Annotated in this window: 7 protein-coding genes and 1 pseudogene; 4 read left to right on the top strand and 4 right to left on the bottom strand. The window is 75.2% G+C overall.

All coding sequences use genetic code 11. From position 1 onward, the window contains the following. Nucleotides 1–105 precede the first annotated feature (105 nt). Nucleotides 106–558, bottom strand: a complete 453-nt coding sequence (locus tag ACQRUO_RS35210; protein ID WP_428320232.1) for a GNAT family N-acetyltransferase — start codon at nucleotides 556–558, stop codon at nucleotides 106–108. A 106-nt stretch (nucleotides 559–664) separates the two neighbouring features. After that, nucleotides 665–1,294: a class I SAM-dependent methyltransferase gene (locus tag ACQRUO_RS35205; protein ID WP_428320231.1), complete on the bottom strand. Its 630-nt coding sequence runs from the start codon at nucleotides 1,292–1,294 to the stop codon at nucleotides 665–667. A gap of 427 nt (nucleotides 1,295–1,721) precedes the next feature. On the opposite strand from ACQRUO_RS35205, the gene ACQRUO_RS35200 reads away from it, so the two are divergent. After that, the gene (locus tag ACQRUO_RS35200) at nucleotides 1,722–2,882 is read left to right on the top strand and encodes an ROK family protein (RefSeq protein ID WP_428320230.1); all 1,161 of its coding nucleotides are present in this window, start codon (nucleotides 1,722–1,724) and stop codon (nucleotides 2,880–2,882) included. Nucleotides 2,883–2,973: 91 nt separating this feature from the next. On the opposite strand, the gene ACQRUO_RS35195 is transcribed toward ACQRUO_RS35200, so the two are convergent. Next, nucleotides 2,974–3,735 (bottom strand): GntR family transcriptional regulator, encoded by a 762-nt coding sequence (locus ACQRUO_RS35195; protein WP_428320229.1) that lies wholly within the window; start codon nucleotides 3,733–3,735, stop codon nucleotides 2,974–2,976. 358 nt (nucleotides 3,736–4,093) lie between these two features. Here ACQRUO_RS35195 and ACQRUO_RS35190 point away from each other — a divergent pair, with 358 nt between their 5' ends. Both ACQRUO_RS35190 and ACQRUO_RS35185 read left to right on the top strand, forming a co-directional pair. Next, complete coding sequence (locus tag ACQRUO_RS35190) at nucleotides 4,094–4,894, top strand: exodeoxyribonuclease III (RefSeq protein ID WP_428320228.1); 801 nt, start codon at nucleotides 4,094–4,096, stop codon at nucleotides 4,892–4,894. Between the two features lie 8 nt (nucleotides 4,895–4,902). Continuing rightward, a pseudogene (locus ACQRUO_RS35185) lies at nucleotides 4,903–5,082 on the top strand (DoxX family protein); the annotation flags it as partial. 59 nt (nucleotides 5,083–5,141) lie between these two features. Here ACQRUO_RS35185 and ACQRUO_RS35180 read toward each other — a convergent pair. Then, nucleotides 5,142–11,315 (bottom strand): beta-ketoacyl synthase N-terminal-like domain-containing protein, encoded by a 6,174-nt coding sequence (locus ACQRUO_RS35180; protein ID WP_428320227.1) that lies wholly within the window; start codon nucleotides 11,313–11,315, stop codon nucleotides 5,142–5,144. Between the two features lie 176 nt (nucleotides 11,316–11,491). Here ACQRUO_RS35180 and ACQRUO_RS35175 point away from each other — a divergent pair. Beyond that, nucleotides 11,492–12,355, top strand: an 864-nt coding sequence (locus ACQRUO_RS35175; protein WP_428320226.1) for an AfsR/SARP family transcriptional regulator, incomplete at its 3' end; no start/stop codon positions are given.

The following is a 12,355-nucleotide window of genomic DNA, read 5'->3' as shown; positions in this document are numbered from 1 at the left end:
GCGGCGTCGCTCGCGCCGGCGCTCGGCGGCGGCTGGGACGCCGCGGCGTTCACCGAGGCCTTCGCGGTGCCGTTCGGGGGTTAGTCCCTCTCTTTTGGACCTGGTTCAGCCGGCGGCGGGTGTTGTGCCCGCCGCCAGCGGCTTGACCCAGCGGCGCCACTGCTCCTCGCGCCGGTAGCCCGCCGAGCGCCAGGCGGCCTGCCCCTGCGCGTTGCGTTCCAGCACCATCGCGTCCACCCGCCGCCCGCCCAGCGCGGCGAACCGCTGCTCGGCCGCCGCCATCAGGGCGCCGCCGATCCCCTGGCGCCGGTGCGCCGGGTCGACCGCCAGGCGGTAGACCGAGGCCCGCCAGCCGTCCCACCCCGCGATCACCGTGCCGACCAGCGCGGTGCCGCGGGTGGCGACCAGCAGCGCCTCGGGATCGCGGTCGAGCAGCCGGGCCAGGCCGGCCGGGTCATCGGTGATGCTGGTGCCTTCGGCCGCCGCGGCCCAGAAGGCGAGCAGCGTGGGGATCTCGGCGACGGTGGCCGGACGGATGATCAGCTCGGAGTCGGTCATCCACCCGTCCTACCAGCCGGCCTCACCCGACCGCCCGGAATTTCGCCGGTGGGCACCGCCGGGCGGGCAGCCGGTCCACCCGGCACGGCCGGCTCGCCGGGTGCGCTCAGGCGCCGGTCAGCCGCCACACCGTGGTGCGCTTGACCGCGCTGTCCTCCAGGTCTGCCAGCACCGGCACCTGGTACTCGGCCAGTGCCGTGAACCGCTCGCGCGGCAGGTAGGCCCGCCCCGGGTCGCCGACCAGCACCACCGCGCCGCGGGCGTGGGCACGCTCCAGGAAGGGCAGGAAGCGGGCGGCCATCGCCCGCTCGTAGAAGACGTCGCCGGCCAGCACCACCTCGGCCGGTGCTCCGTCGCCGTCCAGCAGGTCCGCGCACTCGGCGGTGACCGTCACGCCGTTGGCCGCCGCGTTGAGCCCGATCGCCGTCACCGCGTAGGCGTCGATCTCCGCCGCCCGCACCCCGCCCGCCCCGCGCAGCGCCGCCGCGATGCCGACCAGGCCGGACCCGGCCGCCAGGTCCAGCACCGCCCGCCCGGCCACCAGTTCGGGGTGGTCCAGGACGTACCGGGCCACCCCCAGGCCGCCCGCCCAGGCGAAGGCCCAGAACGGCGGCGGCAGCCCGACCTGGCCGCGCTCCGACTCGGTCCGCTCCCACAGCTCGATCGCCTCGTCGGCCAGGTGCAGGCTGAGCTCCGGCACGAACGGGACCTCGGTCAGCCGGGTCTGCGCGCGCACGAAGCCCGCTGTCGCCGCAGCGGGCGTCGCCTCGGGTCGACCGGCGGCGGCGGTGGTGACGAGTCCGGACAGGGCGTCCTCCTTCGGTCACGCGCGCTCACGCTGGTGGGCGGTGCGCGTTGCGGAGCGTAGTGGTGCGTCGAGCGTAGTGGACCCGGCCGCCCACCCGGTACCGCAGCACCCGGCCGGGCCGGCTCCCCCTGGCAGGCCCGGTCCCCACTTGGTCAACTTTCGGTTTCGAACCATTCATGAGCTGCGCATTTACTCGCGGCCTCGATCGGTCACCGGTACGATCCGGCTGACGCCCTCCGGCGTGCGGCACACCGCTGTGGCGTCACCGGGCGGCCCGTGCCGCGGGACACCGGGGGTGCCCCGCAGTTGCTCACCGCGCGCCGGGGCAGTCGCGCGAACGCGGAAAGGCAGTGTCTTGGCGGATCGGCTCACCGGAGGGGACTCCTCGCTGCTGCGTCGGATCAACGCCGCGGTCACCCTGCGCTCGCTGCGCGACGGACAGGCCGTCACCCTGACCCAGCTGGTCGGCGAGACCGGACTGTCCCGCCCCACCGTCGAGGGCGTCATCGAGGGCCTGGTCGAGGCCGGCCTGGTCGCCGAGGTCGAGCAGGTCCAGGAGACCGGCCGCCAGCGCGGCCGCCCCGCCCGCTGGTTCCGGTTCCGCGCCGAGGCCGGCCACACGCTGGGCATCGAGATCGGCGTGCACGTGATCCGGATCGTGCTGGCCGACCTGACCGGCCGCCAACTGGAGAGCTGCACCCGCCCGGTCGACGAGACGCTGGAGGCGGAGGAGCGGCTCGGCGCCGTCCGCACCGCCGTCGCCGACGTGCTGCGCAAGGCCGGCATCTCCCGCGACAACCTCTGGGCGGTCGGCGTCGGCACCCCCGGCATCGTCGACCGGGACGGCACGGTGCGGCTGGGCACCGCGATGCCCGGCTGGACCGGACTGGACCTCGGCGCCCGGCTGCGCCGCTCGTTCCGCTGCCCGGTGCTGATCGAGAACGACGCCAACCTGGCCGCCATCGCCGAGCACTGGCAGGGCGCCGCGGTCGGCATGGGCGACGTGGTCTTCGTGCTGGCCGGTCTCAGCCCCGGCGCCGGCTCGCTGATCAACGGCCGGCTGCACCGCGGCTTCGGCGGCGCCGCCGGCGAGATCGGCGCCCTGCACCTGCTCGGCCAGCAGGCCAGCCCCGAACGCCTGCTCTCCACCACCGGCAAGCCGCTCGACCCGCTGGACGAGGCCGCCGTCGCCCGGGTGCTCACCCTGGCCCGGGAGGGCGACGAGGTCGCCCGGGTGGCGATGGACCGCTTCCTGCGCCGCCTGGTGCACGACATCGCCGCCCTGGTGCTGGCGATCGACCCGCAGCTGGTGGTGGTCGGCGGCTGGGCGGCCGGCCTGGACGACATCCTCGACCCGATGCGCGACCAGCTCGCCCGCTACTGCCTGCGCGCCCCCGAGGTGGCGCTCTCCACCCTGGGCGAGGACGTGGTGGCGCTGGGCGCGCTGCGGGTGGCGCTGGACCAGGTGGAGGAGCAGCTCTTCGCGGTGGACCAGCCGGGCGGCTCGCGGGGGTAGCGGGGCGCCGGCGGATGCGCGAGGGCCCCGGAGCGCGTTCTGCGATCCGGGGCCCTGCTGCGTCTGTCCTGCGCCTTGCCGCGCCTGTCCCTTACGAAGCCGTCCGCACCGCCGAGACCGGGGTGACCTCCACCAGGCCCGTCTCGCCGAAGGTCAACCGGCAGGTGTCGGCGCGGTAGGTGGAGACCGCCAGGGCCGCCAGCCGGCCGCCCGCCGCGTACTGGGTGGTGACCACCAGCACCGGGGTGCCCGGCGGACGCTGCAGCAGCGCGGCCTCCTCGGCCTCGGCGACGCCCAGCTCGACCGCCCGCGACTCGCCGTCCACGGTCAGCCGCTCCAGCCGCCGCAGCACCGCGCGCCCCAGCTCCTCGCCCTCGGCGACCGGCGCCCCGGACAGCCGGATCTCGGGCACCTGCTCCAGCAGCGCGGCGGCCAGGTAGAGCGACTCGGTGGCGACCGTCTGCCCCTGCTCGACCCGGACCCGGCGCACCGTGTGCACCGCCTCGCCGGGCGCGACGCCGAGCGCCCCGGCCAGCCGCTCCGAGGCGGGGGCGGTCGCGCAGTCGACCACCTGCCAGGCCTCGCCCTCCTCGCGCCGGCTCACCGGCACGCCGACCCGCGGCGCGGCGACCAGGGTCCCGATCCCGCGGCGGCGGACCAGCCGGCCCTCCAGCTCCAGCTGGTCGAGCGCCTGACGCAGGGTCGCCCGGGCCACCCCGAAGCGGGCGGAGAGCTCACGCTCGTTGGGGATCACCTGGCCGGTGGTGAACTCCGAGTCGATGGCGCGCAGCAGCACCGTGCGCAGGTGCCAGTACTTGGGCTCCGGCACCGCCGTGAGCTGGGCTGTCCCCACCGTGTCCTCCACCCTGTCCGACCGTCGACCGCTGTGGACGGGACCGCCGGCTTGCTCGAAGGGCGATCGAGCCCCGAGCCGCCCCGGCCCCCGCGCCGCCGATCGGCGGGCGCGTTCTGCCAGGTGAGGGCTCGGACTTTATCCGTCCTTCTTTATTAAAGGTCTTTGCAGTAAGCGACCCTAGGACGTCCGCCGGGAGATGGTCAAGACCAATGCCAAGGCTTGACCCGGCCGCGACATGTCTTTCATGCCCCATTCATCTTCCCTGCCCCTGCATGCCCCTCTTCATCCCCGTCCCACCCGGATCGCTCCCGGATTGCTCCCGGGTCGCCGCGCCCCGGCCCGGTAGGCTGCCCCGGTGACCGTCGTAACCACTGCCAACGTCAACGGGATCCGCGCCGCCGCCAAGAAGGGCTTCCTCGAGTGGCTCGCGGCCACCGAGGCGGACGTCGTCTGCCTCCAGGAGGTCCGCGCCGAAGCCGCCCAGCTACCCCCCGAGGTACGCGAGTTGACCGACTGGCACGCGATCTGGGCCCCGGCCGCCACCAAGGGCCGGGCGGGCGTGGCGATCCTCTCGCGCACCGAACCGCAGCGCACCCAGATCGGATTCGGCTCCACCGAATTCGACAATTCGGGCAGATATCTGGAAATCGACCTCCCCGGCCTCACCGTGGCCAGCCTCTACCTCCCGTCCGGCGAAGTCGGCACCGACCGCCAGGACGAGAAGGAACGCTTCATGGCCGAGTTCCTCCCCCACCTCACCGCCCTGCGCACCCGCGCCGCCGCCGACGGCCGCGAGGTCGTGGTCTGCGGCGACTGGAACATCGCCCACCAGCAGGCCGACCTCAAGAACTGGAAGTCCAACCAGAAGTCCGCCGGCTTCCTCCCCGAGGAACGCGCCTGGCTCACCCGCGTCCTCGACGAGGCCGGCTACGTCGACGTGGTCCGCCGACTCCACCCCGACCAGGACGGCCCCTACTCCTGGTGGTCCTACCGCGGCCGCGCCTTCGACAACGACGCGGGCTGGCGGATCGACTACCAGATGACCACCCCCGGCCTCGCCGAACGGTGCGTCCACGCCCACGTCGAACGCGCCGCCACCCACGCCGAGCGCTGGAGCGACCACGCACCCGTCACGGCGAGGTTCGACCTGGACTGAGTTGCCGGCTGCTGCCGCCGCTGACCGGTATCGCCCCCTCGCTGGCGCCGGCCGCGGCGATCGGCTTCGTGCTCCTGCAGACCGGCGCGATCACCGTCCACCTGACGGGTGAGGACCGCCGGATCGCCCTCAACGCCGGGGTCATCGTCACCGCGGCCGTGACCGTCTGGCCGGCCACCAGGCTGTGAACGAGCCCCGCCGGTGGCCCCAGCCGCCTAGCGGGTTGCCTCGGTGGTGGTCCTGATCGTCAGGTGACCGGCCCCCGCCCGGGGGAGAGCCAGCGGTGGACGGCCTCCGCTGTCGTGGTCGCGTGCTCCTCGAGGATGGAGTGGTGGTCGCCCGGGACGTCGCCGGGGCGCAGGTGGAGGGTGGGGACGGTGGTCTCCGCAGCCTGCCAGTCCAGGAAGATGCGGGTGTACGCGCCCATCGCCGCGAGGGCGGGCTCGTCGAGTCTCAGGGCGCTGCGGACCGGGAGTTCGGTGAGCCACTGCTCGTCGCGGACCGGGTGGGTGTCCAGCAGGATCACCGCCTCGGCGTCGACCTGCGGCGCGACGGCCTGCGCGACCAGGCCGCCGGTGGAGCGGCCCAACAGGACCACCGGGCGGTCGAGTTGAGCGATCGAGGCGGCGTGGGTGCGGACCAGGGCGGCCAGGTCCTCCGGGACGGGGTCGCCCTGGTAGCCCGGGTGCGGGAGCAGCCAGAGGTTCGGGAGGTGGCGGGCCAGCGGGCCGTACTCCCCCGGGGGTGAGCCGAAGGCGGGGAAGCAGACGATCGCCGGGCCTTCGCCGTCACTGAGTCGGCGCGGGGCGGCAGCGGGGAGCGTCGCCGCCGAGGGCAGCGCCCACGACGCCGAGACGAGCAGGTGCATAGCCTCCCGGGGGCGGCCCAGCTCGCACAGCCTGCGGTAGAGGAAGGCGAGCGAGCCCGGGGGTGGCGGCGGGCGCAGCTGCTCGGCCAACGCCCTGGGCGTGACGGAGTCGAAGACCAGCGTGGCGGGCAGGCGCAGGCCGGCCCGTTCCTCCAGCCGGTTGCGCAGTTCGATCGAGGTCAGCGAGTCGAAGCCGAGGTCGAGCATCGGGGTGTCCGGGTCCACGTGCGGATAGCTCAGCACGGCGGCGACCTCGGCGCACACCAGCTCCAGCAGGTCGGTCGGCGGGGACGGTTCCGGTGTGCGCCGGGCCTGCGGCGTCTTCGGCGTCCTGGGTGTGTTCGGCCGGGGCGCGCGGGCGAACGCGATCGGCACCAGGACCGGCTCGTCGGTGCCGAGGGCGGCCTCCAGGAGCGCCACGCCCTCGGCGGGGGTGAGCGGCAGCAGGTCGGGATCCGCGGTCCGGTCGGCCATCATCCCGATCGTCCACGGGCCCCAGGCCAGGGAGAGCGCGGGCAGCCCCAGTCGCCGCCGGTGACGGGCGAGTTCGTCCAGGTAGCTGTTGGCCGCCGCGTAGTTGGCCTGACCGGCGTGACCGAGCACGCCGGCCGCCGAGGAGAACAGCACGAAGGCGTCCAGCTCCCGGTCCACCGTCAACTCGTGCAGGTGCCAGGCCGCTTCGGCCTTGGGGCGCCACACCGTCGCCAGTCGGTCCGGGGTCATCGAGGTCAGGATCCCGTCGTCGAGCACCCCAGCGGTGTGCACGACGGCCCGCAGGTCCTCGATCGAGTCGACCAGCGCGGCCAGCGCCGCCCGGTCGGTGACGTCCAGCCGGGTCTCACCGGTGCGGCTGGCGACCACGACCCGCACGCCCCGCGAGCGCAGGTGGTCGGCGACCGCCCGGCCCAGCGCGCCGCCGCCGGTGACCAGGACGGTCCCGCGCCAGCCGAAAGCGCTGCCGCCGCCCGGCACCGGGACCAGCTCCGCGCGCTCGGACACGATCTCGGCCTGCCCGATCTCGGCATGCACGATCCCGGCCTGCCCGTCGGCGCGTTCGGCCAGCGTGAACCGGCCGGGGTGCTCGCGCTGCGCGACCCGGACCAGGCCGGCCACCGCCGCTCCGGTAAGGTCCCCCGGCCGTACCAGGACGGTCAGGTGATCGTGGTCGGCCTGCAGCTCGCGCAGGGCGAGCGCCAGGGCGTCGGGGGCGCCGAAGGCATCGGGGGCGCCGCCCGACGACACCCCCGGCGGCACCTCGAGGACATGACCCTGCACCCGGCCCGGCGCCCGGTGCCACTCCGGGCGGAACAACGTGCCCCGGCTGATGGCGGCCGAACGCGCGGTCAGCGATTCGACGCACGCCACCGGCCGGCCCGTCTGGTCGGTCACGTCGATCCGCCCCGCACGGATGCGCACCCGCAACGCCGTGGCGCCCCGCGCCAGCAGGTGCACGCCGCGCAGGGCGAACGGCACGCCGTCGGAGAGCAGCCGGGCCGGATGCAGCGCCGCGTCGAACAGGGCGGGGTGCAGCGCGAACCGCCCCGCGTCCGGGAACTCCCCGCGCACCTCGCCGAAGAGTTCGTCGCCCCGGCGCCACAGCCGGCTCAGCCCGCGGAACGCGGGTCCGTACTCGGCGTGCTCGACCTCCAGTTCCTCGACGTCCGGCGGGGGCCACTCGCCGGTCTCCACCTGCGGCGCGGGCCGGCCCCCGCCGACAGGCAGCGCCAGCCGGCCACTGGCGCAGCGGACACCGTCGGCGTACACCTCGAACGGTCGCGTGCCGTCGGACTCCGGACGGACCACGAGCTCGGCCCGCCGGGTCTCCGGCAGGCGCATCGCCGTGTGCAGGACCAGTTCGTCGACGCTGGTGCAGCCGGTGCGTTCCCCGGCGTACAGCGCCAACTCCACGATCGCCGTGGCGGGCACGACCGCCGTTCCGCCGACGACGTGGTCGCGCAGCCACCGCGGGCTGAAGTCGGCGACGCAGACCACCTCGCCGGACCCGGGCACGACCACGGTCGACTCGACCAACGGGTGCTCGGCTGCGCGGTCGAGCCAGTAGCGCTGCCGGTGGAAGGCGCGGGTGCCGCGCAGCCGGGCCACCGCCTGCTCGGGGTCGGCGGTGGGGATGACGCCCTCGACCGGTGCGGCCGGGGCGTCGCCCGGACCCAGGTCGACCAGGGTCGCGCCGTCGACCATGGCGGCACCGTCGATCATGGCGACACCGTCGACCAGGGCCGCGTGGTCGGCGAGGCGGACCGTCTCGCGCACCTCCCGCACCCAGTGGTCCGGATCGTCCGGTCGCGCGCCGATGAGCGGAATGTCCGGTGCCCGGTACGTCAGGCTCCGGGCCACCGCCACGAACTCGGCCAGCACGGCGTCCGTGGCGCCGCCCGCCGCCGGCTCGCGCAGCAGCCGCCCGCGGGCACCGATCAGTCGCGCCGCGTCGGACAGCGACAGCACGCCCGCCACGTGCGCCGCCGCGATCTGCCCGGCGGCGTGCCCGATCAGCGCGTCCGGGCGGTACCCCCAGGACTCCAACAGGCGGAACATCGCCACCTCGTGGGCGAACAGGGCCGCCTCGGCCAGGTCCGGATCCAGTTGGTCACACGCCTGCTCGAACGCCGCGGCGAACACCGGGTACCTGGCTGCCAGGTCCCGTCCGGTGCCGCCCGGCTGCGCCTCCTGCCCCGGGCCGGCCCCCTGCCCCGGGAAGCGGAACACCACCCGCAGCTGCTCGTACTCCTCGACGATCACGTGCGCGTTGGTGCCCGAGATCCCGAACGCCGACACGCCGGCGCGGCGCGGACGGTCCGCCACCGGCCAGGGCGTCCGCTCGGTGACCAGGCGGAGCGCACCGGCGGACCAGTCGACCTGCGGGTTCGGCTCGTCGACGTGCAGGGTGGCCGGCACGGTGCGGTGCCGCATCGCCATCACGCTCTTGATCACGCCCGCGACCCCGGCGGCGGCCTGGGTGTGGCCGAGGTTGGACTTGACGGTGCCGACCAGCACCGGAGCCGCCCGGTCCTGGCCGTAGGTGGCGAGCAGCGCGGCCGCCTCGATCGGGTCGCCCAGCGCGGTGCCGGTGCCGTGGGCCTCGACCACGTCCACCTCGGCGCCGGTCAGCCCGGCATCGGCCAGCGCCTGCTGGATCACGGCCGCCTGCGCGGGCCCGCTGGGCGCCGTGAGGCCGTTCGACGCCCCGTCCTGGTTGACCGCCGAGCCGCGCAGCAGGGCCAGGATCGGGTGGCCGTTGCGCACCGCGTCGTCCACCCGCTCGAGGACCAGCAGCCCCACCCCCTCCGACCAGGCCGTGCCGTCGGCGGCCGCGGAGAACGGCTTCACCCGTCCGTCCGGGGCGAGGCCGCGCTGCCGGCTGAACACCACGAAGCTGTCCGGCGTGGCCATCACGGTCGCGCCGCCGGCCAGCGCCAGGTCGCACTGGCCGGCCCGCAGCGAGTCCGCCGCGAGGTGCATGGTGACCAGCGACGAGGAGCAGGCCGTGTCCAGGGTGAGCGCCGGTCCGTGCAGCCCGAGGTGGTAGGCGATCCGCCCGGAGGCCACGCTGCCGGCCGCGCCCAGGGCGAGCTGGGACTCCAACGGGTGCGCGGCGCCCCGGAAGCGGCCGGCGTAGTCGTTGTACATCAGGCCGACGAACACCCCGGTGGTGCTGCCCCGCACCGACTCGGGTGCGATGCCCGCCCGTTCGAGCGCCTCCCAGGCCGTCTCCAGCAGCAGGCGCTGCTGCGGGTCGGTGGCCAGGGCCTCGCGCGGCGACATCCGGAAGAACCCGGCGTCGAAGTCGGCCGCGTCGGTCAGGAAGCCACCGCGCGTGACGTAGCTGGTGCCCACCCGGTCGGGGTCCGGGTCGAACAACTCGTCCAGCGGCCAACCCCGGTCGGTGGGGAACTCGGTGATGGTGTCCTGCCCGGCGGCCACCACCCGCCAGAGGTCCTCGGGGCTGCTGATCCCGCCGGGGTAGCGGCAGGCCATGCCCACGATCGCGATCGGCTCGGTGGCCTGGCGGGCGGGCGGCGGCGGGCTCGCGGCCCCGCCGGCGAGGTGCTCGGCGACCGCGCGGGGCGTGGGGTGGTCGAAGACCAGGGACGGCGGCAGGGCGAGGCCCAGCTCCGCGCCCAACCGGTCGCGTAGGCGCACCGTGCCGAGCGAGTCCAGGCCGGCCTCGACGAACGGCTGGTCCGCCCCGGGCTCCCGGCCGGTGATCCCCGCGGTCTCCCGCCGGACCGCGTCGAGCAGGTACTGGAAGCGCAGCCGCCGCCGCACCGGCTTGCCCGAGGAGGTCTGCGGGATCCGGCTGACCGGGCGGATCCCGGCCGGCACCCGGTGCGGTGGCAGCCGGCGGCGGGCGTGGGCGAGCAGCGTCGCCGGGTCCACCTCGCCCACCACGTAGGCGACCGGCACCTCACCGAGCACCGCGTCGGGCTCGCCCGCCACGGCCACCTCCCGGACGCCCGGGCAGCCGGCCAGCACCCGCTCGATCTCGGCCGGGTGGATGTTCTCCCCACCCCGGATGATCATCTCGCCGGCCCGCCCGGTCACCACCAACCGGCCGCCCTCCTCCCGGCCGAGGTCCCCGGTGGCCTGCCAGCGACCGGCGCCGGGCAGCCGCAGCTGGATCTCGCCGTCCACCACCCGGGTGTCGATCCCGGGCAGCACGACGCCGTCGACGGCGATCTTCCCGGCGGCCTCCGTGCTGCCGTAGCCGTCGTGCAGCTCGCGGCCGAAGCTGCGGCGGAACCGGGCCCGCAGCTCCTCCGGCAGCGGGGCCCCGGCCGACAGGCAGCGCGGCGGCAGCGGCGCCCCGACGTCCAGGAGCTGGCCGAAGACCGTCGGCACGCCGCCCAGCGCCGTGAACGGCAGCCGGCGGAGCAGGGCGGCGGCCCGGTCCGGCGTGAAACGGTCCATCAGGTAGGCGCTCGCGCCCAGGGAGAGGACGCCCACCAGGCACATCGAGTGTCCGAAGGCGTGGAACAGCGGCAGCGGCCAGAGCAGGTGGTCGTCGCCGGACATGCCCAGCAGCCCCCGGTAGGCGTGCTCCGCCGACCGCAGCCAGGCCCGCTGCGTGGACGGCACGCCCTTCGGGTCCCCGCTGGTCCCCGAGGTGTAGTGCAGCCAGGCGGGTTCGTCCGGCCCGAGGTCGTCACGCGGCGGCGTGCCGGTGGGCGCGAGCAGCTCGTCGACGGTCAGCACGCCGACCCCGGCCACCCGCCGGACCTGCGCCAGGTGTTCGCGGTCGGTGACCACCACGGCGGCACCGCTGTCGGCCAGCCGGTACCGGAGCTCGTCGTCGGCGCTGCGCGGGTCGAGCGGGACGCCCACCGCCGACGCCCGGCAGACGCCGAGCGTTGCCGTGACGGCGGGCACTCCGCTGCCCAGGTACAGCGCCACCCGGCTTCCGCGGTCGACCCGCAGGTTGCCGGCCACCCGGGCGGTCCGGCGGGCGAGCTCCCCGTAGCCCACCGCGCCGTCGGCGTCGGCGAAGGCGATCTTCTCCTGGTGATCCGTCGCGTGACGGAGGATCAGCTCATGCATGCGACACCTCTGCACCTCGGCGATTCGGGCACGACCGACTCGCAGCATGCCTTCTGACGAACCGACGTCCATGGGTTCCTCAGAACTTACCGCAATCGCCCGCACCGGGCTCACCGGGCGGGCATCGAGGCGGGTTGTAAGATCACCGAAACATCCGTGCCTGGGAGCGGGGAGCGATGAGCGAGCGTCCTGACCCCGTGCGCTTCAACCTGCTGGGGCCGGTGAACGTCGTCCTCGCGGACGGCCGGGTGGTGTTGCCCTCGGGCGGTCCGCGCGCCGTCTTGGTGCTGCTGCTGGCGAACGCCGACCGGGTCGTGTCGGTGGAGCAGCTGGCGTCGGCGGTGTGGGGCGAGCACCGACCGTCCACCGCGGCCGCCGGGCTGCGCAACCACGTGCTGCGCCTGCGCCGGATGCTCGGTGACGACGCGGGGCTGCGGCTGCGCACCGTGGCGCCGGGCTACCTCATCACCACGGGTCCCGGCGAGCTGGACGTGGCGGACTTCCTCGAGGGGTGCCGGCTCGGCGCGGAGCAGTTGCGCGCGGGTGAGGTCGCGACGGCGCGGCAGACCCTGAGCACCGCCCTGGAGCTGTGGCGCGGCGCGCCGTTCGCCGACCTGCCGCCCTGCGTGGACGGCGCCGCCCAGGCCCACCAGCTCGACGAGACCCGGATGAAGGCCTGGCAGGACCGGGTCGACGCGGACCTGCGGCTGGGCCGGCACCGGGAGCTGGTCGCCGAACTGCGCGGGCTCACCCGGGCCCACCCGCTGCGGGAGGCACTGCACGGGCAGCTGATGCTGGCGCTGTACGGTGCCGACCGCCAGGCCGAGGCGCTCGCGGTGTACCAGGAGCTGCGCAAGCGTCTGGTCGCGGAGCTCGGGGTCGAGCCCTCGGCGCAGGTGGTGGACCTCCAGCTCCGGATCCTCGCCGCGGACCCCTCGCTGCTCGAGCCGGCGGAGCGGTCCGGGAGCGGCGCGACCGTGCCGGGCCCGGACGGGAGGTCGGTCGGTCAGGCTGCGCCGTGCAGCTCGGTGAAGGCCTGG

The organism is Kitasatospora sp. LaBMicrA B282 (assembly GCF_050325825.1).
GTDB lineage: Bacteria > Actinomycetota > Actinomycetes > Streptomycetales > Streptomycetaceae > Kitasatospora.
The sequence above is the reverse complement of the archived record's forward strand: the minus strand, read 5'-3'. Positions and strand labels throughout refer to the sequence as shown.